Source organism: Microbacterium sp. LEMMJ01, from assembly GCF_002114135.1.
Lineage (GTDB): Bacteria > Actinomycetota > Actinomycetes > Actinomycetales > Microbacteriaceae > Microbacterium.
Genome location: NZ_NCTV01000036.1, coordinates 42,858 through 69,689, shown reverse-complemented (window position 1 = coordinate 69,689; position 26,832 = coordinate 42,858). Strand labels below are relative to the sequence as shown.

At 70.6% G+C, this 26,832-nt stretch carries 27 protein-coding genes and 1 tRNA gene; 8 read left to right on the top strand and 20 right to left on the bottom strand.

Annotated features, from left to right (window positions below; all coding sequences use genetic code 11):
• Window positions 1–19: 19 nt before the first annotated feature.
• Window positions 20–1,762 carry a DEAD/DEAH box helicase gene (locus tag B7W94_RS15250; protein WP_085607939.1) on the bottom strand — a complete coding sequence of 581 codons (1,743 nt, stop codon included), beginning with the start codon at window positions 1,760–1,762 and terminating at the stop codon, window positions 20–22.
• Window positions 1,763–1,908: 146 nt separating this feature from the next.
• Here B7W94_RS15250 and B7W94_RS15245 point away from each other — a divergent pair, with 146 nt between their 5' ends.
• Entirely contained in the window at window positions 1,909–2,736 is an 828-nt protein-coding gene (locus B7W94_RS15245) for an SGNH/GDSL hydrolase family protein (RefSeq protein WP_025103427.1), read from the top strand.
• Window positions 2,737–2,745: 9 nt separating this feature from the next.
• Here the strand turns inward: B7W94_RS15245 and B7W94_RS15240 are convergent, their stop codons facing one another.
• On the bottom strand, window positions 2,746–3,552 hold the full coding sequence (locus tag B7W94_RS15240) for a TrmH family RNA methyltransferase (protein ID WP_085607478.1): 807 nt from the start codon (window positions 3,550–3,552) through the stop codon (window positions 2,746–2,748).
• Window positions 3,553–3,617: 65 nt separating this feature from the next.
• Here B7W94_RS15240 and B7W94_RS15235 point away from each other — a divergent pair, with 65 nt between their 5' ends.
• The gene (locus B7W94_RS15235) at window positions 3,618–4,457 is read left to right on the top strand and encodes a Sir2 family NAD-dependent protein deacetylase (RefSeq protein WP_085607476.1); all 840 of its coding nucleotides are present in this window, start codon (window positions 3,618–3,620) and stop codon (window positions 4,455–4,457) included.
• Window positions 4,454–5,041 carry a histidine phosphatase family protein gene (locus B7W94_RS15230; RefSeq protein ID WP_025103424.1) on the top strand — a complete coding sequence of 196 codons (588 nt, stop codon included), beginning with the start codon at window positions 4,454–4,456 and terminating at the stop codon, window positions 5,039–5,041. The genes B7W94_RS15235 and B7W94_RS15230 overlap by 4 nt, the downstream gene beginning before the upstream one ends.
• A gap of 8 nt (window positions 5,042–5,049) precedes the next feature.
• On the opposite strand, the gene B7W94_RS15225 is transcribed toward B7W94_RS15230, so the two are convergent.
• From B7W94_RS15225 to B7W94_RS15205, 5 genes are read right to left on the bottom strand one after another with little or no spacing between them, the layout of a single operon-like run.
• Window positions 5,050–5,856, bottom strand: coding sequence for an HpcH/HpaI aldolase/citrate lyase family protein (locus B7W94_RS15225; RefSeq protein WP_025103423.1), 807 nt, complete (start codon window positions 5,854–5,856; stop codon window positions 5,050–5,052).
• On the bottom strand, window positions 5,853–6,335 hold the full coding sequence (locus tag B7W94_RS15220) for a MaoC family dehydratase (RefSeq protein WP_441338634.1): 483 nt from the start codon (window positions 6,333–6,335) through the stop codon (window positions 5,853–5,855). The genes B7W94_RS15225 and B7W94_RS15220 overlap by 4 nt, the downstream gene beginning before the upstream one ends.
• Before the next feature lie 15 nt (window positions 6,336–6,350).
• Window positions 6,351–7,499: an acyl-CoA dehydrogenase family protein gene (locus B7W94_RS15215; RefSeq protein WP_062635194.1), complete on the bottom strand. Its 1,149-nt coding sequence runs from the start codon at window positions 7,497–7,499 to the stop codon at window positions 6,351–6,353.
• Window positions 7,499–9,433, bottom strand: coding sequence for an acetyl/propionyl/methylcrotonyl-CoA carboxylase subunit alpha (locus B7W94_RS15210; protein WP_085607473.1), 1,935 nt, complete (start codon window positions 9,431–9,433; stop codon window positions 7,499–7,501). The genes B7W94_RS15215 and B7W94_RS15210 overlap by 1 nt, the downstream gene beginning before the upstream one ends.
• Before the next feature lie 5 nt (window positions 9,434–9,438).
• The gene (locus B7W94_RS15205) at window positions 9,439–10,992 is read right to left on the bottom strand and encodes a carboxyl transferase domain-containing protein (protein WP_085607938.1); all 1,554 of its coding nucleotides are present in this window, start codon (window positions 10,990–10,992) and stop codon (window positions 9,439–9,441) included.
• Between the two features lie 111 nt (window positions 10,993–11,103).
• Here B7W94_RS15205 and B7W94_RS15200 point away from each other — a divergent pair, with 111 nt between their 5' ends.
• Window positions 11,104–11,706, top strand: coding sequence for a TetR/AcrR family transcriptional regulator (locus tag B7W94_RS15200; protein ID WP_025103418.1), 603 nt, complete (start codon window positions 11,104–11,106; stop codon window positions 11,704–11,706).
• On the opposite strand, the gene B7W94_RS15195 is transcribed toward B7W94_RS15200, so the two are convergent.
• The 3 genes from B7W94_RS15195 to pdhA are packed head-to-tail and all read right to left on the bottom strand — an operon-like array spanning window position 11,699 to window position 15,203.
• The gene (locus tag B7W94_RS15195; RefSeq protein ID WP_085607471.1) at window positions 11,699–13,078 is read right to left on the bottom strand and encodes a dihydrolipoamide acetyltransferase family protein; all 1,380 of its coding nucleotides are present in this window, start codon (window positions 13,076–13,078) and stop codon (window positions 11,699–11,701) included. The two genes, B7W94_RS15200 and B7W94_RS15195, sit on opposite strands and share 8 nt — an antisense overlap.
• On the bottom strand, window positions 13,075–14,085 hold the full coding sequence (locus B7W94_RS15190) for an alpha-ketoacid dehydrogenase subunit beta (protein ID WP_025103416.1): 1,011 nt from the start codon (window positions 14,083–14,085) through the stop codon (window positions 13,075–13,077). Before B7W94_RS15190 ends, B7W94_RS15195 begins: the two co-directional genes overlap by 4 nt.
• 2 nt (window positions 14,086–14,087) lie before the next feature.
• Window positions 14,088–15,203, bottom strand: coding sequence for a pyruvate dehydrogenase (acetyl-transferring) E1 component subunit alpha (gene pdhA / locus B7W94_RS15185; RefSeq protein WP_025103415.1), 1,116 nt, complete (start codon window positions 15,201–15,203; stop codon window positions 14,088–14,090).
• A gap of 171 nt (window positions 15,204–15,374) precedes the next feature.
• Between pdhA and B7W94_RS15180 the strand changes: the two genes are divergently transcribed.
• Complete coding sequence (locus B7W94_RS15180) at window positions 15,375–15,848, top strand: Lrp/AsnC family transcriptional regulator (protein WP_025103414.1); 474 nt, start codon at window positions 15,375–15,377, stop codon at window positions 15,846–15,848.
• Here B7W94_RS15180 and B7W94_RS15175 read toward each other — a convergent pair.
• A complete protein-coding gene (locus tag B7W94_RS15175) occupies window positions 15,820–16,719 on the bottom strand; it encodes an alpha/beta fold hydrolase (RefSeq protein ID WP_025103413.1) in 900 nt (299 codons plus the stop codon). The genes B7W94_RS15180 and B7W94_RS15175 overlap by 29 nt on opposite strands.
• 136 nt (window positions 16,720–16,855) lie before the next feature.
• Here B7W94_RS15175 and B7W94_RS15170 point away from each other — a divergent pair, with 136 nt between their 5' ends.
• Both B7W94_RS15170 and B7W94_RS15165 read left to right on the top strand, forming a co-directional pair.
• A complete protein-coding gene (locus B7W94_RS15170; RefSeq protein WP_085607936.1) occupies window positions 16,856–17,770 on the top strand; it encodes a helix-turn-helix transcriptional regulator in 915 nt (304 codons plus the stop codon).
• A 185-nt stretch (window positions 17,771–17,955) separates the two neighbouring features.
• Window positions 17,956–18,273, top strand: a complete 318-nt coding sequence (locus B7W94_RS15165) for a DUF7882 family protein (RefSeq protein WP_060921991.1) — start codon at window positions 17,956–17,958, stop codon at window positions 18,271–18,273.
• Window positions 18,274–18,326: 53 nt separating this feature from the next.
• On the opposite strand, the gene B7W94_RS15160 is transcribed toward B7W94_RS15165, so the two are convergent.
• From B7W94_RS15160 to B7W94_RS15130, 7 genes are all read right to left on the bottom strand, one after another.
• Window positions 18,327–18,587, bottom strand: coding sequence for a DUF6458 family protein (locus tag B7W94_RS15160; protein ID WP_025103410.1), 261 nt, complete (start codon window positions 18,585–18,587; stop codon window positions 18,327–18,329).
• Window positions 18,588–18,695: 108 nt separating this feature from the next.
• Window positions 18,696–19,907, bottom strand: a complete 1,212-nt coding sequence (locus B7W94_RS18590) for a globin domain-containing protein (protein WP_085607469.1) — start codon at window positions 19,905–19,907, stop codon at window positions 18,696–18,698.
• A 99-nt stretch (window positions 19,908–20,006) separates the two neighbouring features.
• The gene (locus tag B7W94_RS15150; protein WP_085607467.1) at window positions 20,007–20,609 is read right to left on the bottom strand and encodes a hypothetical protein; all 603 of its coding nucleotides are present in this window, start codon (window positions 20,607–20,609) and stop codon (window positions 20,007–20,009) included.
• Between the two features lie 52 nt (window positions 20,610–20,661).
• Window positions 20,662–22,428 (bottom strand): DUF5979 domain-containing protein, encoded by a 1,767-nt coding sequence (locus B7W94_RS15145; RefSeq protein ID WP_085607465.1) that lies wholly within the window; start codon window positions 22,426–22,428, stop codon window positions 20,662–20,664.
• A 306-nt stretch (window positions 22,429–22,734) separates the two neighbouring features.
• Window positions 22,735–23,247 (bottom strand): DoxX family membrane protein, encoded by a 513-nt coding sequence (locus tag B7W94_RS15140; RefSeq protein WP_085607463.1) that lies wholly within the window; start codon window positions 23,245–23,247, stop codon window positions 22,735–22,737.
• Window positions 23,248–23,342: 95 nt separating this feature from the next.
• Window positions 23,343–23,416 (bottom strand) — tRNA-Ile (locus B7W94_RS15135).
• Window positions 23,417–23,444: 28 nt separating this feature from the next.
• Complete coding sequence (locus tag B7W94_RS15130) at window positions 23,445–23,981, bottom strand: gamma carbonic anhydrase family protein (protein ID WP_085607461.1); 537 nt, start codon at window positions 23,979–23,981, stop codon at window positions 23,445–23,447.
• Window positions 23,982–24,111: 130 nt separating this feature from the next.
• Here B7W94_RS15130 and B7W94_RS15125 point away from each other — a divergent pair, with 130 nt between their 5' ends.
• On the top strand, window positions 24,112–24,597 hold the full coding sequence (locus B7W94_RS15125; protein ID WP_025103404.1) for a Dps family protein: 486 nt from the start codon (window positions 24,112–24,114) through the stop codon (window positions 24,595–24,597).
• 63 nt (window positions 24,598–24,660) lie between these two features.
• Here B7W94_RS15125 and B7W94_RS15120 read toward each other — a convergent pair whose 3' ends face one another.
• The gene (locus B7W94_RS15120; protein WP_085607459.1) at window positions 24,661–26,157 is read right to left on the bottom strand and encodes an amidohydrolase; all 1,497 of its coding nucleotides are present in this window, start codon (window positions 26,155–26,157) and stop codon (window positions 24,661–24,663) included.
• Window positions 26,154–26,795, bottom strand: coding sequence for an FMN-binding negative transcriptional regulator (locus tag B7W94_RS15115; RefSeq protein ID WP_025103402.1), 642 nt, complete (start codon window positions 26,793–26,795; stop codon window positions 26,154–26,156). Before B7W94_RS15115 ends, B7W94_RS15120 begins: the two co-directional genes overlap by 4 nt.
• Window positions 26,796–26,832 lie beyond the last annotated feature (37 nt).

Here is a 26,832-nt window from a genome sequence, read left to right as displayed (position 1 = left end):
AGCAGCGACCGGAAAGTGCTCAGGAGCGGACGCGCTTGCGCAGCACCTCGATGCGGGACTGCAACTGCGTCACGGTCGCCTGCGCCACCGCCGGACCGCCGCAGATACGACGGAGCTCGGCATGCACGGCGCCGTGCGGCTGGCCCGACTGCCGGGCGTAGAGGCCCACCAGGCTGTTCAGCAGCTGGCGCTGCTCGCGCAGTGTCCGATGCAGCGGCGCCGGCAGTGTCGTCGTCTGCGTCGGGTCGGCCTGGGCTTCCCGGACCTCGCGGTGCCGGGACTGGCGGGCCTGCCGCTGCATCAAGAGCTCGTGCACGTGCTCGGGCTCGAGCAGACCGGGGAAGCCGATGAACTCCTCCTCCTCGGGCGTGTTCGGCTCGGCGAGCTGGCCGAACTCCTTCCCGTCGAACACCATGCGGTCGAAGTGGGCGACGGAGGAGATCGCCTGGTAGCTGAACTCCTGGGTCAGCGCGTCGGAGGCCTCGTCCTCGCGGTTCGCGCTCTCCAGCAGCGAGTCCTCGAGGCCGTCGTCGTCCTTCGACTGACGGTCGAGCGCGTGATCGCGCTGCTTCTCCATCTCGTTCGCGAGCTTCATCAGCACGGGGACGTGCGGGAGGAAGACGCTCGCCGCCTCGCCTCGACGACGCGCCCGCACGAAGCGGCCGATGGCCTGAGCGAAGAACAGCGGGGTGGACGACGACGTCGCGTACACGCCCACCGCGAGCCGCGGCACGTCGACGCCCTCCGAGACCATGCGCACCGCGACCATCCACCGGGCGGTGCCCTCCGAGAACTTCTCGATACGCTCGGAGGCGGTGGCGTCGTCGGACAGCACGATCGTCGGCTGCTCGCGGGTGATGCTGTGCAGGATCTTGGCGTAGGCCCGGGCGACGGTCTGATCCGTCGCCAGCACGAGTCCGCCAGCATCGGGGATGTGGTGCCGGATCTCGGTCAGACGGCGATCCGCCGCGGAGAGCACAGCAGGCATCCAGTCGCCCTCGGGGTCGAGGGCCGTTCGCCAGGCCTGCGAGGTGACGTCCTTCGTGTTGTCCTGTCCCAGATGGGTCTCGAGTTCGTCGCCGGCACTCGTCCGCCACCGCATCTTCCCGGCATACATGTGGAAGAGCACGGGACGGACGACGCCGTCCGCGAGAGCGCGGCCGTACCCGTAGGCGTAGTCGGTGCTGGAGACCCGGGCTCCGGTCTCGTCCGGGAGGTACTCCACGAACGGGATCGGTGCGGTGTCGCTCCGGAACGGGGTCCCCGAGAGCAGCAGTCGGCGTTTCGCAGGTCCGTAAGCATCGCGGATCGCGTCGCCCCAGCTCAAGGCGTCGCCGCCGTGGTGCACCTCATCGAGGATGACCAGGGTCTTCGCGTCCTCCGTCAGGTGACGGTGCACCGACGACTTCGCGGCGACCTGCGCATACGTGACCACGACGCCGTGATAGTGCCGCGCCGGTGCCCAGTGGCTGTTGCGGAAGCGCGGGTCGAGCCGGATGTGGACGCGGGCGGCGGCGTCGGCCCACTGGGTCTTCAGGTGCTCCGTGGGTGCCACGACGATGACCCGGTTCACCTCGCCCATGCGCATGAGCTCGACCGCAAGGGTGAGCGCGAACGTGGTCTTGCCGGCGCCCGGTGTGGCGGCCACGAGGAAGTCACGCTGGTCGGCCTGGAAGTACGCGTCCAGAGCCTCCTGCTGCCATGCCCGCAGCTTGTTCGCCGTTCCCCACGGGGCGCGCTGAGGGAAGGACGGAGAGAGCATCGACTCCACGATAATCGCTCCCACCGACACCGCGGCATCCGCGGGGGTGCCGCGCGCGTCCCCCCTCGAAGGCACCGGCACGGGTAGGCTCGGTCACTGCGCGGCGGTCACCATCGTGCGCGCACGCCTTCGCGAAGGAGAGCCGGATGAGCGATCAGGAATCGACCAGGACCCCGTACGTCGCGAACGAGACTCCGCACCCGTGGCGCCGGTTCGTCGCGATCGGCGACTCGTTCACCGAGGGCATCGGCGACCCGGACCCGGCGGCCCCCGGGGGTCACCGCGGCTGGGCCGATCGCGTCGCCGAGGTGCTCGCCCAGCAGGTTGACGACTTCGCCTATGCCAACCTCGCCGTCCGGGGGAAGCTCATCGCGCAGATCGTCGCCGATCAGGTGGAGCCCGCCGTCGCGCTGCGCCCCGACCTCATCTCGATCTGCGCGGGCGGCAACGACGTCATCCGCCCCGGCACCGATCCGGATGCCATCGCCGCGCAGCTGGAGGACGCGGTGGCGCGCCTGTCGTCCACCGGCGCGGCCGTGGTCGTGTTCACCGGCATCGACACGGGGTTCACGCCGGTGTTCCGTCCCTTCCGCGGCAAAGTCGCGATCTACAACGAGAACGTCCGCGCGATCGCGGAGCGCCACGACTGCATCGTCGCGGACCAGTGGGCACTGAAGGTCGTGCAGGATGCGCGATTCTTCGACGACGATCGCCTGCACTACAACGCGCTCGGCCACCACGAGGTCGCGCGGATGGTGCTCCGCGCCCTCAACGTTCCGAACGACCTCGAGGCCATGCAGCCCGAGCCGCTGCCGCTGCGGACCTGGCGTGCCGCCCGCAGCGAAGACCTCGGCTGGGCCCGGGAGCACCTCGTGCCCTGGGTGCTCCGCCGGCTGCGCCACCAGTCGTCCGGCGACCACATCGCTGCCAAGCGCCCCGAGCCCTCCCCGGTCATCCTCCCCGGCAAGGAGTGACGCGCACTCTCACTCCGCGGGAGCGAGTGCCCACAGCGCCACGGCGGCGGCCGAGGCGACGTTGAGCGAATCCACGCCGCCGGCCATCGGAATGGTGACCACGGTGTCCGCGCTGTCGAGCGCGGTCCGCGTGAGACCGTCGCCTTCGGCTCCGAAGAGCAGCGCCACCTTCTCGGGCCGCTGTGCCGCATACATCCGGAGATCCACGGCTGTGTCACTGAGTGCGAGGGCAGCGATGTCGAAGCCCTGCTCACGGAGATCCGAGACCGCCGACGACCACTCGTCGATCCGGGTCCAGGGCACCTGGAACACCGTGCCCATGCTCACCCGGACGCTGCGACGGTAGAGCGGGTCGGCACAGCGCGCCGACACGAGCACCGCATCCGCCCCCAGGCCGGCGGCGGCGCGGAAGGCGGCGCCGACGTTGGTGTGATCGCCGAGGTCCTCCAGCACCAGCACCAGCCGGGCGTCGCGCACCACGTCGGCGACCGGCGCCAGAGCCGGACGGCGCATGGCGGCGAGGGCTCCGCGGTGGACCTGATAGCCGGTGACCTGTTCCGCGACCTCGTCCGGGACCACGAGCACCGGAACGGCGCGTTCCCCCAGGATGCGCCGCACCTCGTCGACGCGCCGGGCCGAGACCAGCACCGATCGGGGTTCGTGCCCGGCGGCCAGCGCGCGCTCGATCACCTTGGCGGTCTCGGCGATGTAGAGTCCCTCCGCGGGCTCGCGGACGGCGCGGAGGGCGGTGTCGGTGAGGCCGCGGTGGTCGTCCAGCCGCGGGTCGTCGATGTCGGTCACATGCTGGAGGTCCACCGCTCCACTCTGCCATCCCGGTTCTCGTCCACCCCGCGCCCCGTAGACTCGATCGAGGAGGTCCTGTGAGCGTGACGAACACCGCTGAGCCGTCGGCTGAGCTCTCCCACGCCGCCGACCTGCTGCGCGGCAAGCGGATCGCCCTTCTCACCGGCGCCGGGATCTCGACCGACTCCGGCATTCCCGCCTACCGCGGCGAGGGGGCGCGCACCCGCAGCGACCCCATGACGATCCAGACCTACCTCGGCGACGAGGCCGCCCGGCGCCGCTACTGGGTCGGCGGCCACCTCGGCTGGCGGGCGTTCGCGCAGGCCGCCCCGAATCCCGGCCACCGCGCCCTCGCGGAGATGGAGTCCAGGGGCGTGGCCTCGGGTGTCATCACCCAGAACGTCGACGGACTGCACCTCCGCGCGGGCAGCTCGCACGTCATCGAGGTGCATGGGACCATGCGCCGCGTGCTCTGCCTGCACTGTGGTCAGGTGTTCGACCGTCGCGACATCGCCGTGCAGATCGAGGAGCGCAACCCCTGGATCACCGTCCCGGAGAACGTGGCGCTGGCCCCGGACGGCGACGTGCTCCCGGAGAGCACCGAGGGCTTCGTGGTCCCGACCTGCACCGTGTGCGCGGGCATGCTCAAACCCGACGTGGTGTTCTTCGGAGAGTATGTGCCGCAGGATCGCTTCCGTGCCGCCGAATCGTTGCTGCGCTCCAGCGACGCGCTCATCGTGGCCGGCTCCTCTCTCGTCGTGAACTCCGGCGTGCGCCTCGTGAACCGGGCGCGTCGACGCGGCATCCCTCTGATCATCGTCAATCGCGAGCCGACCCGCGCGGACGCCTGGGCCGATGTCACCATCGCCGCCGGCACCAGCGACGTGCTCCCCGCCCTGCAGGAGATGCTGTCGTGACCTATCTCACCCTCATCCGCCACGGTCAGACCGACTGGAACCTCGCCCGCCGCATCCAGGGGTCGACCGACATCCCGTTGAACGAGACGGGCCGCGAGGACGCGCGGTGGGCGGCAGAGAAACTCGCCGGCACGACGCACCATGCCGTCTACACGAGCCCGCTCGTGCGGGCGAGCGAGACCGCCGGCATCATCGCGGAGCGCCTGGGCTTGGAGATCGCCGGCGTGGTCCCCGACATCCGGGAGCGGGAGTTCGGCGAGGGCGAGGGCATGCTCGTCCCCGACTACATCTCGACCTACGGCGACTGGCACGCGGAGGTCCCCGGCGCGGAATCGCTGCACGAGGTCGGCGTCCGCGCCATCGCGGCGCTCCACCGCATCGCGCGCGACGCCCGGCGGAGGTCGGCGCCGCAGGCGGAGTCGGTGCTCGTGGTGACCCACGGCGGAGTCATCCGCGCCGTCATCGACCATGTCTCCGGCGGTACGCTCCCCCGGGACGGCGAGGTGCTGCGCAACGGCTCCGCGCACCGGTTCGTCGCGGCACCCGGCTACCTCCGGCTGCTCGAGGAGACGCCCGTCCTCTGACGGGACGGTCAGCCGGCGCGGGAGACCACGGCGCGCGCGTGGCGCAGGACGGGCTCGTCCACCATGCGCCCCCGGAAGCGGAACACACCGCGCTCCTGCGCCGCAGCGGCGAGCACCTCGCGCGCCCATGCCACGGTCTCGGCGTCCGGGGCATATGCCGCCCGGATGACCGCGACCTGACTCGGATGGATGCATGCCGTCGCGCGGAACCCCGACGCCGCCGCATCGTTCGCCTCCCGCTCCAGCCCCGCGGTATCGCCGATGTCGACGTGCACCGCGTCGATCGCCGCCTTGCCGTGCGCACCGGCCTCCAGGAGCACCCGGGAGCGGGCGTAGCGCGCGATGTCGCGGTAGCCGCCCTCCGTGTTGCGGGACGAGGTGCCGCCGAGGGAGGCCACCAGATCCTCCGCGCCCCACATCAGTCCGGCGACCGCCGGGTGCGCGGCGATCTCGGGCGCCGCATGGATTCCACGCGCCGTCTCGCACAGCGCGAGGAGGGTGAAGCCCGCGTCGAAGGCGTCCAGGCCCTCCGCGCTCTCCGTCTTCGCCACCATCACGGTCCGGAACGGCGAGCGAGCCAGGGCCTTGAGGTCGTCCGCGAACGCCGCGGAGTCCGGCGCATTCACCCGTACGATGACGCGCGCGGGGTCGAGGTCCGCGGCGACGATGTTCTCGCGGGCCTCGCTCTTCGCCTCCGGCAACACGGCGTCCTCCAGATCGAGGATCACGGCATCCGCCCGCTCCTGGGCCTTCGCGAAGCGTTCCGGGCGGTCCGCCGGGCAGAACAGCAGGGCAGGGCCGAGTTCGAAGGTCATGCGGCGTCCTCCTCCGGCCGGCAGCGCACCAGCACCGTGCGGACGGCCGTCGCGACCACCGTGCCGTCCTGGTTGCGTCCGGTGTGCGCGATCTGCACGACGCCCTGGCCGGGACGGGACGACGAGAGCCGCTTGTCGACGACGACGCTCTCGGTCGTGAGCGTGTCCCCGGCGAACAGCGGATGCGGGAAGGCGATGTCGCCGAGGCCGAGCTGCGCCACCATCGTCCCCTGCGTGAGCTGGGCGACGGAGGAGCCCACCATCGTCGACAGCGTCCACATGGAGTTCATGAGGCGCGCGTGGAACGGTTCCTGGGCATCGGCGAAGGCCGCGTCCAGGTGCAGCGCCTGGGTGTTCATCGTCAGCGTCGTGAAGAGGACGTTGTCCGCCTCCGTAGCCGTGCGACCGGGGCGGTGCACGTACCGGACGTCGGTCTCGAACTCCTCGTAGTACAGGCCGCGCTGCACGACCTCGCGCATGGTCATGCCTCCACGCTACCGGGCGAGTCCGAGCGCCCTGGCGATCACGAGGAGCTGGACCTCGGTGGTCCCCTCGCCGATCTCGAGGATCTTGGAGTCACGGTAGTGGCGCGCCACCGGGAATTCGTTCATGAAGCCGTTGCCGCCGAAGATCTGCGTCGCATCGCGGGCGTTGTCCATCGCGGCCTCGCCCGCGACGAGCTTCGCGATGGCCGCCTGCTCGGCGAACGCCTCTCCCGCGTCACGCAGGCGTGCGGCGTGGTGCCAGGCGAGCCGTGCGGTATGCACGCGCGCCCTCATCCGCGCCAGCGTGAACTGGGCGTTCTGCCGCGTGCTGAGGGCGCTGCCGAAGATGGTGCGGCTCTTGGCGTACTCGACCGCCGCCTCCAGGCACCCCTCCGCCGCGCCGGTCGACAGGGCGGCGATCGCGATGCGGCCCTCGTCCAGGATGCTGAGGAAGTTGCGGAACCCGCTCCCCCGCTCGCCGAGGAGATTGCCCGCCGGCACCCGCGCTCCGTCGAACGTCAGCGGATGGGTGTCCGACGCGTTCCACCCCACCTTGTCGTAGGGCGGCTCGACCGTGAATCCCGGCGTACCGTTCGGGACGATGATCGTCGAGATCTCCTTGCGTCCCTCGCTCTGGCCGGTGACCGCGGTGACCGTCACGAAACGGGTGATCGGAGTGCCCGAGTTGGTGATGAACTGCTTGGAGCCGTCGATCACCCACTCGTCGCCGTCGAGCCGCGCCGTCGTGCGCGTCGCCCCGGCATCGCTCCCGGCCTCGGGCTCGGTGAGTCCGAACCCGGCGAGGGCGCGACCGGCGAGGAGATCCGGCAGCAGCTCGCGCTTCTGCTCCTCGGTACCGAAGCGGAAGACGGGCATCGCCCCCAGGCTCACCCCGGCCTCGAGGGTGATCGCGATCGACTGGTCGACCCGTCCCAGAGCCTCGATGGCGAGGCCGAGCGCCATGTAGTCGCCGCCCTGCCCGCCGTACTCCTCGGGGAAGGGCAGTCCGAAGAGGCCGAGCTCCCCCATCTGCCGCACGACGTCCATGGAGAGCGTGTGCGTGCGATCCGCCTCGTACGCCTGCGGAGCGACGACCGTGTCGGCGAACTCGCGTACCATCGCGGCGAGCTCGCGCTCCTCCTCGGTGAGATCGTGCATCATCGGTCCTCCTCCGTCATCGTCACGCGGGCGACCGGTTGGTCGCGCCGCACCTGGTCGCCGACCGCGACCAGCAGCCGCACCACGCCGTCGTGCGGCGCGAGCACGGGGTGCTCCATCTTCATCGCCTCGATCGATACGAGGGGCGCTCCCGCGCGGACCGCCGCCCCGTCCTCGACGTGAACAGCCACGACCCCGCCGGGCATCGGGGCGCGAGCCTCGGGCTCCGTGGCCCTGGCTTCGCGTTCCGCGGCGGCGAGGCGCCTGCGCATCCGGCCGCGGCGGTCCAGGGGACGCAGCCGGAGCGTCCGCCCTTCCTCGCTGACCCATACCGCGCCCTCGGCGTCGCGGGCCACGTGCACCCGGTCGGCGCGCACCAGGGGTGGCGTCGCGCGCACGATCTCTTCGTCGTCCGTGAGCAGGGCGACGGGTTCGGGGGCGCACGGCGCCGCTCCGAGATGCCATCCCGGGAGGCTGTGCCACAGCGGGCCGGCGCCCTCTCGCGCGGTGACCGTCGCGGAGCGGGTCTGCACGACGCCGGCGGCCGCCGCGAGCTGCGCCGCCGACGGGGGCACCGGTGCGAGCGGGAGCAGGGTCTCGATGAGGCCGGTGTCGAGGTCTCCCTCGCGCACACGGCGGTCCTGAAGCAGCTGGCGCAGGAACGCGATGTTCGTCTCCACGCCCAACACCACGATGCGGGCAAGGGCGTCGTCCAGGCGCTGCAGCGCCGTCTCCCTGTCCTCCGCCCACGCGATGACCTTCGCGATCATCGGGTCGTAGAACCCGCTCACCACACTCCCGGACTCGACGGCGGCATCCACCCGGACGCCCGGAGGCGCCTCGAAGAGCAGCACGGTCCCCGTCGAGGGCAGGAACCCCCGTTCCGGCGACTCGGCGTACACCCGCGCCTCCACGGCATGGCCGGTCGTGCGGGGCTCGACGTCGAGCTTCTGTCCATCGGCCATGCGGAGCTGCAGCGCGACGAGGTCGAGTCCGGTGACCTCCTCGGTCACCGGATGCTCCACCTGCAGCCGGGTGTTCATCTCGATGAAGAAGACGTCTTCCGGGGCGTCCGCGTCGACGAGGAACTCCACGGTGCCGGCCCCGACATAGGCGACGCTCTCCGCTGCCCGCACCGCCGCCGCGAGCAGCCGGTCGCGGGTCGCGGACGGGACCCCGGCGGACGGCGCCTCCTCGATCACCTTCTGATGACGACGCTGGAGCGTGCACTCGCGCTCGCCGAGCGCCACGACGGTGCCGTGGGCGTCGCCGAACACCTGCACCTCGATGTGTCGCGGTCGACGGATGAGACGTTCCAGGATGAGCGCGTCGTCGCCGAAGGCGGATGCCGCGACCCGTCGGGCGGAGCTGAGCGCGCTCGCCAGACCCGTGCTGTCGGCGACGACCTCCATGCCCTTCCCCCCGCCGCCCGCGCTCGGCTTCACGAGGAGCGGGAATCCGACAGCCTCCGCCTCCTCACGGATCTCCGCGTCGGACAGCCCGCGCGCGTCGAACCCCGGCACCACGGGCACGCCGCTGCGGCTCACGTGCTCACGGGCTCGCGCCTTGTCCCCCATGATCTGCAGGGCCTCGACGGTGGGACCGATGAAGACGATGCCGCTCTCCGCACACGCCTCCGCGAGCCCGACGCTCTCGGAGAGGAATCCGTAGCCGGGATGGACGGCCTCCGCTCCGGAGGCACGAGCCGCCGCGATGACGGCATCGATGTCGAGGTACGACTCCGCGGCCGGTGCCGGACCGATCCGCACGGCGGCATCCGCCTCGCGGACGTGCGGCGCGTCCGCGTCCGCGTCGCTGTAGACCGCGATGCTGCGGATGCCGAGGTCGCGGAGGGTCCGGATGATCCGGCGCGCGATCTCGCCGCGGTTCGCGACGAGGACCGAGGAGAACGAGAGTTCGGGTGAAGGCGACATGGGGCTCACATCCGGAAGACGCCGAAGCGCGGCTCGGGCAGAGGACTGCGGGCGACGACGTCCAGGGCGAGTCCGAGGAGGTCACGGGTCTGCTCCGGATCGACGATGCCGTCGTCCCAGAGCCGTGCGGTGGCGTAGTACGGCTCGCCCTGCTCTTCGTACTGCGCCCGGATCGGCTCCTCGAACGCCGCACGCTCCTCCGCGGTCCACGACTCCCCTCGCGCCGAGAGCTGGTCGTCCTTCACGGTGGCGAGCACCGAGGCGGCCTGGGGTCCGCCCATGACCGAGATCCGACTCGCGGGCCAGGTCCAGAGGAACCGCGGAGAGTAGGCACGTCCGCACATCGAGTAGTTGCCCGCCCCGAAGGAGCCCCCGATGATGACGGTGAGCTTCGGGACGCGGGTGGTCGCGACGGCCGTGACCATCTTCGCCCCGTCTTTCGCGATGCCACCGGCCTCCGCATCGGAGCCGACCATGAACCCGGTGATGTTCTGCAGGAAGAGCAGGGGGATGCCCCGCTGATCGCAGAGCTCGATGAAGTGCGCGCCCTTGAGCGCAGACTCGCTGAACAGCACGCCGTTGTTCGCGACGATGCCGACGGGGTGGCCGTGCAGCCGCGCGAAACCCGTCACCAGCGTGGTGCCGTACTCGGCCTTGAACTCATGGAAGGTGTCGCCGTCGACGAGGCGGGCGATGACCTCGCGCACGTCGTAGGAGGCGTTGACGTCCACCGGAACGACGTCATACAGGGAGCCGGCCTCCGCGGGCGGTCGACTGTCGCCGACGTCCCAGGCCGGGGCGGGCGGCGGCGGAAGCGTGGCGACGATGTCCCGGAGGATCTCCAGGGCGTGCTCGTCGTCGTCGGCCAGGTGATCCACGACGCCACTGCGACGGGCGTGCAGCTCCCCTCCCCCGAGCTCCTCCGCCGTGACCACCTCGCCGATCGCCGCCTTCACCAGTGGCGGCCCGCCCAGGAAGATCGTGCCCTGTCCCCGGACGATGACGGTCTCGTCGCTCATCGCCGGAACGTAGGCGCCCCCGGCCGTGCACGAGCCGAGGACCGCTGCGAGCTGCGGGATGCCCTGCGCGGACAGCCGCGCCTGGTTGAAGAAGATGCGTCCGAAGTGCTCCCGATCCGGGAACACCTCATCCTGGCGAGGAAGGAAGGCGCCGCCCGAGTCGACGAGGTAGAGGCAGGGAAGGCGGTTCTCGAGGGCGATCTCCTGCGCGCGCAGATGCTTCTTCACGGTCAGCGGATAGTAGGTCCCGCCCTTCACGGTGGCGTCGTTGCAGACCACCATGACGTGCCGGCCGTGGACCAGGCCGATGCCGGCGATGACACCGGCCCCGGGCGCCTCGCCCCCGTACAGGCCGTCGGCCGCGAGCGGCGCGACCTCGAGGAACGGACTGTCCTCGTCGAGGACGCGCGCCACCCTGTCGCGAGGAAGCAGTTTGCCGCGGGCGACGTGTCGCTCGCGCGAGGCGGTCGGCCCGCCCTGCGCTGCCGCGGCGAGACGGTCGCGGAGCTGCTGGGCGAGCGCTTCCTGGGTTGCCGGCATCGTGACGTCCTCCTCGACCCACGTCGCGCCGGGTGGGAGCCTGGCGCGCTGCATGCATTCTCGGTTAGTGTTCACTAACCCGTTGATTCAGGTTAGCGAGGATTAACTGAGATGACAAGCCCCGCCACCGCCCGCGACCGCGCCAAGGCGGAACGCTCCGACGCGCTTCTGCATGCCGCGGCACGGCTCTTCGCCGCGCGCGGGTACAGCGGCGTGAGCCTGGAGGACATCGGCGCCGCCGTCGGCGTGTCCGGGCCTGCCGTGTACCGCCACTTCGCCGGGAAGCAGGCCCTTCTCGGCGCGGTCCTGGTCAAGGTCAGTCAGGACCTCGTCGCGGGCGGACGACGCGTGTCCGCGGAGACGACGGCAGCCGACGAGCGGATGCGCGGACTCATCCGCTTCCACGTCGAGTTCGCGCTCGGCAACGCCGAGGTGATCCAGGTGCAGGACCGGGACCTCGCCTTCCTCGACGACGACGACCGCGCCGAGGTCCGTCGCCTGCAGCGCGCCTACATCGAGCTCTGGATGGATGCGCTCGCCGCCCTGGATCGTCCGGAGTCCCTGGACCGCGACGAGCTGCGGCTGCGCGTGCAGGCGTGCTTCGGTCTCATCAACTCCACCCCGCACAGCACCCGCGCCGCGACGAGACGGCACGCGGCCACCGCGACCGTGCTGGTCGCGATGGCCGAGGCCGCGCTGCGCGCCGCTAGCTGAGCAACATCGCCCGCCCCGGGTCCTCGAGGATGTCCGCCACGTCCTTGAGGAACGTCGCGCCTTCGGCCCCGTCCACGAGGCGGTGGTCGAAGGACAGGCTCAGCGTCATGAGCTGACGCAGCGCGATCTCCCCGCGGTACTCCCACGGCTGCCGACGCACGGCGCCTACCGCGAGGATGCCGGACTGCCCCGCCGGGAGGATCGGTGTTCCGGCGTCCACCCCGAACACCCCGATGTTCGACAGCGAGAACGTGCCTCCGGCGAGTTCGGCCGGCGAGGTCTTCCCCGCACGCGCGGTCTCCGCGAGGGCACGGATCGCTGCGGACAGCTCCACCAGATTCATCCGCTCCGCGTCCCGGATCATCGGCACGATGAGACCACGCTCGGTCGCGGCGGCGATGCCCAGGTCGACGAAGCCGTACTCGACGATCTCCCCGGACTCCTCGTCCCACCGCGCGTTCAGGCCCGGAGCACGGTGCAGGGCGAGGCAGACCGCCTTCGCGACGACGGCGAGCGGGCCGATCCGATGCTCCGAGAGCGCTCGGTCCTCGCGGAGACGTGCCAGCATCTCCATGGTCGCGGTCACATCGACCGTGTGGAAGACCGTGACGTGCGGGGCGGTGAAGGCGCTCTGCACCATCGCCGCCGCCGTGTGCTTGCGGACCCCGCGGATCGGAATGCGCGTCTCCCGCGGCCTCCCCTCCGCGCGCGGGAGAGTTCCGGAGATCGGGGTGGTCTCGCGCTCGGGTGCCCCGACCAGCCGCGACGGCTCCGCTCCGATGCGCTCCGCATACGCATCCACGTCTGCCCTCGTGATCACGCGGTCGCCGACTTCCGCGGCGACGAGGACGAGGTCGACGCCCCGTCGCTTGGCGTAGGCGCGCACCGGAGGGGTGGACCGTGGTCGCTCCAGAACGGGCTCGACCGCGACCGATGGCGTCGCGTCGTGCGGAGCCGCCTCGAGAACGGCCGTGTCGGCCGCCGAGGCCACCGGGGCGGCACTCCGGCGCCGTGCCCGGCGCGCGGGGCGTCCGCTCGAGGTCGGGGCGGCTCCGTAGCCCACGAGGTTCGGCTGCGCCTTCTCCGCGGAGGACTCCTGCTCGCCACCGGACGGCGCCGCCGGAGGGTCGTCCCCCTCGATGTCGAAGGCGATCAGCGGCGCTCCCACGGCGACGGTCTCTCCCGCGTCCGCGTGGAGGGTCGAGACCGTGCCCTCGTATGGCGACGGCAGCTCGACGACGGCCTTGGCCGTCTCGACCTCCGCGAGGGTCTGGTTCAGCGCGACGCTGTCGCCGGGCGCGACGAGCCACTGCACGACCTCGGCCTCGGTGAGTCCTTCGCCGAGGTCGGGGAGACGGAATTCGGCGATCATGCGTCTGCTCCCGTCAGGCTGTGCGGGCGATCCATCACGCGGTCGACCGCATCGAGGATCCGGTCGAGGTCCGGCAGGTGGTACTTCTCGAGCTTGGCCGGCGGGTAGGGCACGTCGTGGCCGGTGACCCGCAGCGGAGCGGACTCCAGGTACTCGAAGCAGCGCTCGGTCACGCTCGCGATGACCTCCGCGGCGAGTCCGGCTTCCCGGGAGGCCTCGTGCGCCACGACCACACGCCCGGTCTTGCGCACCGAGGCGGCGACGGAGTCGTAGTCCACCGGCGAGAGCGACCGCAGGTCGATCACCTCCAGGGCGATGCCCTCGTCCTCCGCGGCCTCCGCCGCCTGCAGCGCGGTGCTCACCATGGCCCCGTAGGTGAGGACGGTGACGTCGGTGCCCGGGCGCACCACCCGCGCGACACCCATCGGCGGGGCATCCGCGAGCGGGGCCTCCAGGTCGACCTCCCCCTTGTGGTGATAGAGGCGCTTGGGCTCGAAGAACACGACGGGGTCGTCCGAGGCGATCGCCTGGCGAAGACTCCGGTAGGCGTCCTCCGGGTTCGACACGGCGACCACCCGAAGGCCGGCCGTGTGCGCGAAGTACGCCTCCGGAGACTCGGAATGATGCTCCGCGGCACCGATGCCGCCGGCCCAGGGGATCCGGATGGTGATCGGCATCTTCACCCGCCCCTGGGTGCGGTAGTGGAGCTTCGCGACCTGGGAGACGATCTGGTCGAAGGCCGGGTAGACGAACCCGTCGAACTGGATCTCGACGACCGGGCGGTATCCGCGGAAGGCGAGGCCGACGGCCGTGCCGACGATCCCGGACTCCGCGAGGGGGGTGTCGATGACCCGGGCCGCCCCGAACTCGTCGAGGAGGCCGTCCGTGATCCGGAAGACGCCGCCGAGCTTGCCGATGTCCTCCCCCAGGAGCACCACCTTCTCGTCGTCGCGCATCGCCTGACGCAGGCCGGCGCCGAGCGCCTTGCCGAGAGTGAGCTCGGTCATGGTCACGCCTCACCCTCGAACGACGCCAGATAGGCGGCGTACTCGTCGCGCTGCCGCTCCAGACCCGTGTGCGGCTCGGCGTAGACGCCGTCGAAGACCGCCAGCGGCGGACGGGTGACCATGCCCAGGCAGGTCGCGCGCATCTCCTTGGCGATGGCGTCCGCAGCCGCCTGCGTCTCGGCGACGTGCTCCGCGGTGAGGTCGCCGGTCGCGCGGAGGTACGCCTCGATGCGCGCGATGGGGTCGCGGCGCCGCCACGACTCCAGCTCGGCCTCGTCCCGGTACCTGGTGGGGTCGTCCGCGGTGGTGTGCGGACCCATCCGGTAGGTCACCGCCTCGATGTAGGCCGGCCCCTTCCCGGAGCGTGCGTGCTCCAGCGCCCAGCGCATCGCCGCCAGGCACGCGAGGACGTCGTTGCCGTCCACGCGGAGGCTCGGGATCCCGAATCCGGGGGCGCGTCCCGCGATCGGGTACTGCGACTGCACCGCGACCGGCTCGGAGATGGCCCAGTGGTTGTTCTGGCAGACGAACACGACCGGCACCTGGTAGGACGCAGCGAAGATCATCGCCTCGTTCACGTCCCCTTGACTGGTGGCCCCGTCTCCGAAGTAGGTCACGGCGACCTCCGGGGCCTTCTCGTGCCGGATGCCGAGGGCGTACCCGACCGCGTGCAGGGTCTGGGCGCCGATGATGATCTGCAGCGGAGCGACCCGCAGGACCGCGGGATCGTAGGCGGCACCCTCCTCGCCGCGCCACATGCGCACGTAGTCCCCCGGCTGGGCGCCGCGGGCGTAGATCACGCCGGTCTCACGGTAGCTCGGGAAGACGTAGTCCTGCGGATCGAGGGCCCGGGCGGTGCCGATCTGCGTGGCCTCCTGCCCCTGGCACGGCGCCCAGAGACCGAGCTGCCCCTGGCGCTGCAGGGCGACACCTTCGGCGTCGATCCGGCGGAGGATGACCATGTCGCGATGCAGGGCGCGCAGCTGCGCGGCGTCGACATCGGCGACGAATGGGTCGAGGCGGGCGTTCGCGACGCGGGTCCCGTCCGGAGCGAGGATCCGCTCCGACAGCTCGAGATCCTGGGCGGTGTCCGCGATGGGGGTGGTCTGCGGCGACATCATCGTCCTCCTCGTCCCTGGCGGCCCTCGTGGGGCGACGCACAATGGAGCCGGCGTCATCACCGGCATGGTCTGAGGGTACGTCTGGTCAACACCTCGCTCAAGCAACTCAACGCCGATTGAGCATGTTGCTCATTTTTCTCCGATGCCGTGCTGCTAGGGTTTGGCACTATGCCTGGACTGGACCGGATCGACCTGGAGCTTCTCGCCGCCCTCGCCGACGACCCGCGCGTGACGATCGTCGCTCTCGCCGAGCGCATGAGCCTGTCGCGCAACACCATCCAGGCGCGGATGGCCCGGCTGGAGCAGAGCGGCGTCTTCCTCTCCTACGAGCGCGCCTTCTCCCCCGACGTCCTCGGGTTCCCGCTGCAGGCGTTCGTCAGCATCGGCGTCCGCCAGACCGAGCTCCCCCGCATCATCAACGAGCTGGCGCGCATCCCGGAGGTCGTCCAGGCACACGGTCTGAGCGGCTCCATCGACCTGCTGGCGCGCGTGGCGTGCCGCGACGCCCGTCATCTGTTCGACACGGACGCCCGGATCCTCTCGATCGAGGGTGTGGAGCGGACCGAGACCTCGCTCGCCATGGGTGAGGTGATCCCGTTCCGAGTGGCCGGGCTCATCGGCCTCGCGCGACGGGAATCCTGAGGAACCGACGGATTGCGCCGGCCGCTTCCGCCGGCGTCTCATAGTGGATCAGGTGACCCACCTGGGCGATCTCGACGAGAGACGCGTCGGGGAAGAGCGTCACCAGCTTCCGTTCCGCCTCGATCGGGGTGATGTCGTCCCGCTGTGCGGCGATGAGGAGCGTGGGCACGTCGATCGCGGGGGCGAACTCCCTGACGTCGTGCGAGACGCTCGCGACGAAGGCGTCGTGCAGCACGTCGCGATCGGAGAACCGCGAGAAGTAGGTGTCGTGCTGGTCGTGGATGAAGCGCCGCAACTCGGGGTCCCGCGTCTTCGCCATGGTCATGCTCATCACGCGGACGATCACCCGATTCCGCAGCAGCGCGGTCCCGATCCGCGGCGGGAGCTTGGCGCCGAGCGCGTAGTACAGCACTGCGAGTCGGGTCATGACGCCCTTCGGACCCTCCAGCGCCGGTGCGCCGATGGGGTTCACGAGGATCAGCCGCGGCGTCTCGAGCCCTCCGGCCACAGCGGCGGCGGCCACGATGGAGCCGAAGGAATGGCCGAGGATGACCGCCCCCGGCGCTGTGGCCGCGGCGAAGTCGGTCAACCACCCCGCGTACTCCTGAAGGTCGTGGCGACGACCGGGCAGCGGTGCGGACTCCCCGAACCCGGGCAGATCAGGCGCGAGCACGCGGAGCTCCGGAAGGAAGGCGAGGACCGACTCGAGGCCGTGGTGCTCGCCTCGGAAGCCGTGAACCGCGATGACGGTCGTCTCGGCGTCGTCCGGACCGTAGACCCAGTACGCCGTCGTTCCCCCGCGCACCTCCACCTCCTGGCGCTGCACCGGAATCCGGCTCAATCGCTCCGCATACGGGGAAGGCACACTCATGGTCCGAGTCTACGAGGCCTCTGCACTCCCGCCTTCCCGACGGATACCCCCGGGGCGTCCCCACCGTCTTGTCAGTGGCGTGGGTTAGTGTCCAAGAAGCCCCGGCCACCCGGACGAGGCGCAGCAAGGAGTGTCGGTGCAGTTCACATCCACGGACATCGAGCAGGTGGAGTCCACCTGGCAGCAGTTCGTGCCCTCGGCGACCCTCCAGGACGTGGACCCCCGCCGGTTCCGCTTCGACTGGCGCTCGGTGGAGGCGGCGTCCATGTCGCTCGTCCGCTATCAGCTCGCGGCCCAGGTGCACTCCCGCGCCGAGCCGGAGGATCAGCTGCTGGTGTGTCGCGTCGATGCCGCCGACGCCCGGATCTGGTCGGGCAGGCAAGGACTCGACGCCGGTCAGCCATGGCTCACGGACGGCGTCCGGGTCGAGGCGAAGTGGAACCAGGTCGCCCGCGTCCGTGCTCTCGTGTTCGATCGCGCGGCGGCGCGTGACTCGATCAGGCAGATCACCGGCGACGACCGCCTCGAGCTCCGCGCCACCGGACTCGCTCCGCACACGCGGGAGGACGGGGCACGGTGGGAGCGGATGTTCTCCTACATCGACGGCTCGTTCGGTCCGGATGGCGCCGACCCCCTCATCGCCGCCGAGCTCGAGCGCCACGCCCTGCTGCTGACCATGTCGGCGTTCCCCACCACCTTCAGCGAGTCGCTGCACCGTCCGGCCCAACGCTCCGCGGCGCCGGCCTCGGTGCGTCGCGCCCTCGCGTTCATCGAGGACAACGCACACCTGCCCATCACGGTGGACGACGTCGCGGCGGCGGCCTTCATGTCCACCCGAGGCCTGCAGTACGCGTTCCGTCGCGCGCTCGACATGACACCGAACGAGGCCCTGCGGCGCGCCCGGCTCGACGGCGCGCATCGGGATCTGCGACACGGCAAGGGCACGTCGGTGTCCGCGATCGCGCGCCGATGGGGGTTCAGCAACGTCTCCCGCTTCGCCGTGGCGTATCGCGAGGCGTACGGGAATCCGCCCGTCCTGACCGCTCTATGACGGCCGACTGACACCGCGCGCATACTCTGTTCGCACCGGACGGCGCGTCGCCCTGATGCGCACGATGTCGTGCGCAAATTGGCTAGAGTCCAAGTATCCCCGGGAGCGGTCTGCCGTCTTCCCCCCACGTTCCCAAGGAGCGCCATGAACATTCCCGCAGCCCCCGCCGCGAAGGTGGGCTGACGATGGGCAGCCTGTATTACGGCGACACCCAGACGCCGATCCAGATCGAAGACCGTGCGCTCGCGCACCTCAAGGTCGTGATCGCCACGAAGTTGCGGCGGAACGAGAGCTTCACGCTCTCCTGGCGCCACCCGGAGGGCGATGCTCCCGGCCGGTCCACGCTGTGGCTGCACCCGTCGATCCCGCTCCGTTTCGTCTTCGACGAGGCCGAGACGCCCGAGCTGAGCCGGCGCTGGATCGAGGAGCTCGCGCACTCCGCGAACTCGAGCGGGGGCATCACCCTCGTCGAGGAGCATCTCGAAGGCGCGGACGTCGTCTGACGAGAAGGGCCGCGGGTTCTCCCGCGGCCCTTCTCCTTCCTGTGTGCGTGCGCTCAGAGCCCGTCGTCGGAGCTCGAGCTGACGGAACGCCGGGTCGTGGGCTCGCCCGTCGCCGGGTCCACGTACGTGCGCGACACCGTCTCCGTGCGACGCCGACGCGCGAGGAGCACGATGCCGATGAGGAAGATGATCACGCCGGCACCCATGAGGATGTAGCCGACCATGTCCAGGTCGACCCACGGCACGTCGACGTTGATCGCGAACACGAGGATCGCTCCGATGACGAAGAGCGCGATTCCGCTGCCGATGCTCATAGTCTCTCCCGTTCCCGCGGCGCGGTGCCGCTCTCGGGGAGCATGTCAGTTCGCCATGGCCTCGAGGAGGGGCTTGACACGGCCGCACGCAGGTCTTTCGCAGTGGGGTCAGGCCGCGGCGGTCTTCGGCTGTCGTGCCCAGAGGTCCGGACCGAAGACCTCGTAGTCGATGCGGTCCGGGGCGATGCCGCGTGCCGTCAGAGCGTTTCGGATCGCCTGCATGAACGGCAGCGGCCCGCAGAGGAACACGCGCGGTGTCGGCGGGAGGTCGATGTCGGTGAGATCCATCCGGCCGGAACGCACCGCCGGGCCCTCCGCTTCACTCGCCGAGTACCAGGTCAGGGTGCGGACGTCGCTCAATCGCTGCGCGTGGGCGCGCACGTCCGAGACGAGGGCGTGGGTCTCCGGCTCGCGGTCCACGTGGAACAGGCGCACCGACCGGTCGGGACGCCGTCGCGCGAGGTCGCCCACCATCGCTGCGACGGGCGTGATGCCGATTCCCGCCGAGATGAGGACCAGCGCGTCATCGGAGTCATCGAGAAGCAGGTCCCCGGCAGGCTGGGAGACGTCGAGCACCGTTCCGACGTGGGCGTTCTCGTGCAGCCAGGTCGACACCTGCCCGTCCGGTGCGCCGTCCGCGCCGCGCACGCGCTTCACGGTGACGCGCAGTGCGGCCTCGGGCGTCGACGAGGAGATCGTGTACTGGCGGGGCTGGCGCGTGCCGTCAGGGAGGTCGACGGCGACGGCCACGTACTGCCCGATGCGATGGGGCGCTCGGCGACCGTCCACCGGCTCCAGGATGAGGGAGATGACGTCGCGAGCCTCCTCCACGCGGTCGACGACCCGGTGCGGTCGCCACGGGTGGTCCGGGTCCGTGCCGGCGTCCGCGTAGAGCCGCGCCTCCTCGGCGATGAGGGAGCAGCCGAAGAGCCAGTACACCTCGTCCCACGCCGCATGCACTGCCGGCGTGATCGCGTCGCCGAGTACGTCATCGACCGCGGCCAGGAGATAGCGGCCCACGATCGTGTACTGGCGCGCCGAGATACCCAAGGAGACGTGGCGGTGGGCGATGCGTCGCATCACCGGGGAGAAGTCCGGCGCGTCCGGATCGATGAGGTGCACCGCGAACGCCACGACGGACGCCGCCAGCGCCTTGGGTTGATCGCCCTGGACCTGATGCGCGCGGTTGAAGACGTTCAACAGCTCAGGATGCGCCTCGAACATCCGCCGGTAGAACAGGGTGGTGATCTCGTCGGCGTGAGCGGCGACGACGCCGGCGGTGGCGCGGACGATGACTTCGGAGTCCGTGGAGAGCTGCATGGCTGCCTTTCGGTCGGTGTCCGTTCAGCCTCTCGACGACGAGCGCGCCACGCCGCCGCGGATACCGTGGAAAACGCGGCCGCGGCGCGCGGCCGCACTTCACCTCACGTAGCCGTACGACTCGACCCGCGGGAACGCGAGCCCATCGCCGTCGCCGGTCCACACGCCGGTGAAGCGCAGCACGACGCTGTCTCCGGCATCGAGCGGCCCGTTCCACGTGACGGCATTCCCGGCGACGGAAGGGCGACCGGAGGTCGCCTCCAGGGTGGACGCCGCCCAGGTCGAGTCGTCGAGGAGGCCGTCCAGGCGGAACGTGAGCGCGCTCTTCGTCGAGTCGACCTCGCCGTTGTTGAGGAACTGCATGGTGTACGTCACGGTGTCCCCCACCTGGGGATCGGTCGGACTCATGTTGAACGTGTACTGGAAGAAGAGACACGCCGCCCCGACGCGCTGCGTGAGAACGCCCGTGCTCTGCGTACTCGACGCCGTCGGATCCGCCGGCGTCGACTCGGCGTGAGCGGCGGAAGCGAGCACCGCCCCGCCGAGCGAGAGAGCGGCGGCCACGCCCAGGGTGGCCGAGGTACGGGCGAGGAGCGTCTTGGTCATGAGAGGTGCCTTTCTCCGACGCGCTGCGGCGTCGACGTCGTCGTCGAGGGAGAGCCCCTCGACGACGACAGGACGCTGAACGGCGCGATCGATCACGCGACGACGGTGAAGTCGTCGCGTGATCGATCGGCGTGGCCCCTCGCGGCCCTCAGTCGCCGGTGCGCGAACCCGAGACCCGGTGACGGACGCCGAGCGCCACGACTCCGGCGAGCAGGAGCAGCGCTCCCAGGAGGATCGGGCCGGTGGGCCCCTCGGCCCCGGTCAGGGCGAGCTCACCGCCCGACGTGGGCGGAGGAGTGACCGCGGTCCCGTTGGTGAGCACGACCGCGACCGTCGCGTCTTCGGAGATCGTGAGCGTGGCACCGCCGTCGCCGACGTCGACTCCCGCGCCGGTGAAGCGCGGGCTCTTCCACGTGACGCCCTCCACGGAGCTCGGCGCCTTCTCGCGGAGCGTGACGACCGTTCCCGCCGGCAGATCCGCGAGTCCGTCGCTCTTCCCAGCGCGGAGCGCGAGTTCACCGGCGACGGGCTGTCCCGCGAGCTCGTACGAGTACTCCACCGTGAACGTCTGGTCCGCAGGGACCAGCGACGCCCCCGGGCCCGTGACGTTCTTGGTCACCGTGAAGCCCCCGACCGGCGGCGGCGTGACCGTCGTCGGGTTGGTGAGCGTCACCGCGACCGTCGCCCCCCGTGCGATGGTGACGGTCGCGCCGCCATCGGTGATCGCCACACCGGTGCCGGAGAAGACCGGCGCCTGCCAGGTCACGCCGTCGACGTCCGCCGGCGTGACCTCAGATAAGGTGACGACCGTGCCCACCGGCAGATCCTTCAGGCCATCGGTCTGGCCGGACCGCAGGGCGAGCTCGCCCTCCACCGTCTGTCCGGCACGCTGATAGGAGTAGGCCACCCGGAACTCGCGGTCGTCGGGCACCAGAGCCGCGCCGGCACCGCTGACCTCCTTGGTCACGGTGAATCCGCCGACCGGGAGCACCCCTTCGCCATCGCCCCCGCCCTGGGAGTAGATGACCGGTGTGCTCTCGGTGACCCAGCGGGAACCGGTCACGGTATTGTGGAACGCATCACCGGGACGGACGTCGGTGGGCAGAGCCGTCTTGTAGCGGAGCACGTAGATCGCGTCGGCGACGATCGGCGCGTTCACTGTCACCGTGAACGACTCGGAGCTGACCTCCGTGACGGTGAAATCGCTGCCCGACTGTAGCCCCGTCGACACGGTGTACTTGCCTCCCGCCCAGTCCTTCGCGAGCACGTACGCCACGGTGACGGACGCGGGATCGAGCACGAGGCCGGCCGTGAACGTGTCGGTGAGCGTCGGAGCCTCCCCGGCCAGCGCGGAGGACGGGATGTTCACGCCCCACGCGATGTTCCGACCGTCGAGCGTCACGTCGCCCCACTTGGTCGGGGTCGTCGGCGCCGGGAACTCCGGGACCGGTCCGATCCCGCCCGGGACGTCGACCGGGACGACGGTTCCGCCGCCCGTGGTGAACGGGATCTCCGTCAGTGTGGTCTCCTCGTCGGCCCTGGCACGGAAGTGCAGTGTGCCGCTGACGTCGGTGTGGCTGTCGACGTAGTCCGTGAGCGTGCACACGAGCTCACCGGTCGACACCTCGCACATTCCGATGGTCTGGCCATCCGGAGCCGTCAGGGCGAAGGAATCCCGCACCCCGGTCAGGCTCGGGCTCGTCGGAAAGGCGAGGCGGAACGTGTCCCCCGCGGTCGCCGTGTCCGGCACTGCCCAGGTCGCTTCGAACGCGATCCGGTCCCAGACCTTGATCTGGTCGGTGGGTTCGGTGATGGTCAACGAGGTGATCCCCGCCACCTCCGCAGCGCGGGCCGTGGCCGGCGTCGCGATGACGGCCGCCAGGGCCGCCAGACAGATCGCGAGCAGAGCACCCACGAACGTCGTCAGGCGCGTTCCCCGCGCGCCCGATCTGATTGCATGCTGAATGACTGGCACTTTCGACTCCCCAGATGATCGATGAACTCGCGCATTTGGCTTCTTCCGCGCGAGTGATGTCCCCAGGAAGGGATGCAGAACGGCGCGTTCTGTTACGCGGTTCGGCCGAACGGGTTTCTCGCGGCACACGCAATATGCCGTGATCCTGCGGAAAACGGCGTCATGAAACGGTCACCTCGTCATCTCTCCCGTGACGGATCGCTTCCCCTTCCGACGCGTCCGTCCGTCTGTAGAGGCATTCGCCGTCTACCTGGTGCCGGGGGCATCGTTGTCTCTCCCCGCTCCCGGCACCTCCTTTCGCAGCGCATCGATGCTCCACCGGTAGCGCTTCAGCCCCGCGAGCAGGATCGCGGCGGCTGTGAAGACGAAGACCGGGTACCGGAACGGCGCAAGCGGTCCGAGGAAGACGAGCATCGTCACCCCGAACGTCGCCGTGAGCAGCGCAGCGACTCCCGCCGCGATCCGGGTCCACAGCCCGACGGCCAGAAGCAGGGCGAGGACGGTCTCCAGAGTCGTCGCCAGCACCGCCGCCGTGTCGACCACTGCGTCGACGGGGACAGGGACGAGCTGCGCGGTGTACGCACGGAAGATCGTCCACGAGCCCCACGACACACCATCTGCCCCCGGGCCGCCGAGGACGCCGAAACGGTCGGCGACGGCGAGGGCGAAACTCGCCGCGATCGCGAGACGCAACGCGAACTGCCCCACATCCTCGATCCGACGACGCGTCTCCGCGTTCGGCACACTCGTTGTCGTCATGGCTCCTGCTCCGATCCGGAGGCTGACGGGCGTCGAGACCTCCAGAGAAGAGACAGGAGAGCGCCGCGACGATTACGACAGACGAGGCCAGGGAGTAGGGCGGGTCGGACTTGAACCGACGATCGTTGGGTTATGAGCCCACTGCCTTAACCAGCTTGGCCACCGCCCCGTACCGCCCAGCCTAGCGGGGGGAGGTCTCACGCCTCGCTCGCCTGCGTGTGCGTGGCCACGTGTTCCAGGTAGATCGCGGCATTCGCCAGCAGCGCGGCGCGTTCGTCGTCGGAGAGCGCCCTGCGCACCTTCGCCGGCACGCCTGCCACGAGGGAACCCGGCGGCACCTCGGTCCCACCCAGCACGACGGCACCGCCGGCGATCAGGCAGCCCTCTCCGATCACGGCGCCGCTGAGGACGACGGCCCCCATCCCGATGAGAGAGCCGTCACCGATCGTGCAGCCGTGCACGACAGCGTTGTGCCCGATCGACACCCGTGACCCGACGAGGACGGGATGCCCGCCGTCGACGTGGATCGACACGTTGTCCTGCACGTTGCTGCCCGGTCCGATGACGATCGGCGAGGAGTCACCGCGGAGCACCGCGTTGTACCAGATGCTGGCACCGGCTCCGAGAGACACCGCGCCGACGATGCGCGCGCCGTCAGCGACGAAGGCGGTGTCGTCGAGCTCGGGGGTGCGATCCGGGAGGGCGAGGACGGAGGCTCCGGCAGCGATGCTCATGACGCGAGACTACCCTCACGCCCCCGGAATCACGCGGAAGTGAGTGGAGCCTCAGCTTCCTTGCGGAATGCCTGAGCCTGAGTAACGTTGTACTCGTCAGACAGAGAACTTCATTCGGAGGAGCAAGAAGATGAGCAAGGCCCAGACCGTTTCCACCACCGCCATCGACCCGACTGTGGCCGCCGGTGCGGCGCAGTTCCTCTCCCCCGTCGTCCTCGGCCTCCAGGCGCTGACCGTCAACGGCAAGCAGGCGCACTGGCACGTCCGCGGCGCCAACTTCGTCGGCGTGCACGAGCTGCTCGACACGATCGTCGCCCACGCCGGAGACTTCGCCGACACTGCCGCCGAGCGCATCGTCGCTCTGGGCCTTCCGATCGACGCGCGCGTGAACGCCGTCGCCGAGAAGGCAGGCGCCACCGGCGTTCCGGCCGGCTTCGCGCAGTCGGACGAGCTGATCCGCGCCGTGATCGCCGACATCGACGCGATCCTCGTCGATGTGAAGGCGGCCGTGGAGGGCCTCGACGAGGTCGACCTCACGAGCCAGGACGTGGCGATCGAGATCCAGCGCGGGCTGGAGAAGGACCGCTGGTTCCTCGTGTCGCACATCGCGGCCTGATACCACGCACACGACGAAGGGCGGCTCCGATCCGGGGCCGCCCTTCGTCGTGTGCGCGCTGCCTCAGGCGACGTGCGTGAGGCGACCGCCGAGCAGCGTGGTGGTGACGGGCATCATCCGGAGCCCCGCCGCGTCAGCGGTGCGAGGATCACTCCCGAGGAGCACGATGTCTGCGCTCTGACCGGGCCGGAGCGACGTGCGGACACTCGCTTCGAGGGCCTGATCCAGCGTCACCCGCTCCTCCGGATGCCAGGCGGCCCTGTCGTCGTCGGTCCGCCAGACCGCCGCGGCGATCGCATGCCAGGGGTCGAGCGGCGCGACCGGCGCATCGGAGCCGAAGCGCACCTCCGCACCCGCCGACAGCAGCGAGGCGAGCGGGTAGCCGATCGCGGTCTGCTCCGCCCAGTGGTGCTCGACGAGGTCGCGGTCGTCCACCGCATGCTGGGGTTGGACGCTCGCGCGCACCCCGAGCCGGCCGAATCGGGCGAGGTCGGCGTGCCGCACCAGTTGCGCGTGCTCCATCGACCCCGTGGCACCGGAAGCGCCGAACGCGTCGAGGGCCGCCGTCACGGCGCGATCGCCGATCGCGTGCACGGCGACCTCGATCCCCGCTCCCGCCGCAGTGGTCAGCAGCGCCGTGAGCTCGTCCGGAGGCACCGTCAGCACCCCGAAGTTCGCGGGGTCGCCGGGGTAGGAGTGTGAGCACGCCGCCGTACGGGTGCCGAGCGAGCCGTCGCTGATCACCTTCAACGACCCGACCCGCACGAGGGACCCGACAAGCCCGGTCGGATCCGTCACCGCAAGGCGCTCCCCCGTGCGGAGGCCCGCGGCGATCGCCCGATCGAGATCCGCCGGGTAGAACGCGAACTCGACACGGTGCGCGGCGAAGCCCGCGAGGATCCGTCGCGGCCAGGCATCGGCGTTCCACGCCATGTCGAAGTCGACCAGACCGGTCACGCCCCGTGCCGCGGCGGCCGCCCCCGCGCGGATGACCGCCTCATCGCTGTGGGCAGGATCGACGGCATTGAGCCGCCGGGAGATCTCGAACGCGTCCTCCTCGCGGAGCAGACCGTCGTCTCCGCGGAAGCCTTCGCGCGCCAGGGCCGCCGAGTTCAGCCAGACGCTGTGCACGTCCGCATTGATCAGGTAGGTGGGCACGACGCCCGTCTCGGCATCGAGCGCGGCCACGGATGGCCGATCCGGCCACAGCGCGTCCCGGAACCCCGTGCCGATCCGTCGGCCGTCCGGCAGCACGGGCGCGTCGCGCATCAACCTCGCGGCCCCGGCGGCCGAGTCCGCCGCGCCGAGCGGCACGCGCTCCGCGGCGAGGGCCCACTGCACAGTGTGCACATGGTTGTCCCAGAGCCCCGGCACCGCCCAGGCACCGTCGGCCTCGATGACCTCGCCGCGCGCCGGCAGGGCCCCGGTCGGCGCGATGTCGACGATGCGTCCGTCGGCGAGGTGGAGGTCGACCGGCTCATCATCCAGCAGGAACTCCCGCCCCGGACCGACGGGGCGGACGGCACGGACCGTTCCGACCTCGACTCCGAGGGCGCTCACGCCCTTCCACCCGTCCGTGCGTCCTGTGCACGACGCATCTCCGCGGCGAGGGCGGCGTTCGCATACGGCCCTTCGGCATGCAGCGCCGCGATCACCGCCTCGATGGTCTCCGCGGGCTTGTTCTGGCTCAGCTTCCGCTTGGCGACGACCTTCGTCGGGGTGAGGCGGAAGCCGACCGTTCCGGATTCGAGTCTTTCGATGAAGGCCGCGTCGTTCGGACGCTCCCACATCAGGCGCGGGTCGGGCAGCCGCGACTCGAACCGCGCGACCAGGGCATCGAGCACACGGAGGTTCTCCGCGGTGCTGAGGATCTCGGGAACGCCCGACAGGTGCACCGCGGTGTAGTTCCAGGTCGGGACCGCGGGAACGTCGCCGTACCAGCCCGGGGAGACGTACCCGTGCGGCCCCTGGAAGGCGAGCAGGATCTCCCGCTCCCCCAGGCCGTGGATGGCGTCGTCCGGGCGGCCCACGTGCCCCACGACCGTCAGATCATCGCGGTCGTCGTCGAGGAGGACGGCATAGTGCGAGGCGACCAGACCGTCCTCAGGCGCACTCACCACCGTCGCCCACGGGTTGGCGTCGATGACGCGGCGGATCTCGGCCACATCGGCGAGCGTGAAGCTCGGATTCTGTCGCATGGATCCCAGCCTAGAGCGGCGGGAGCCCCGGGGATCC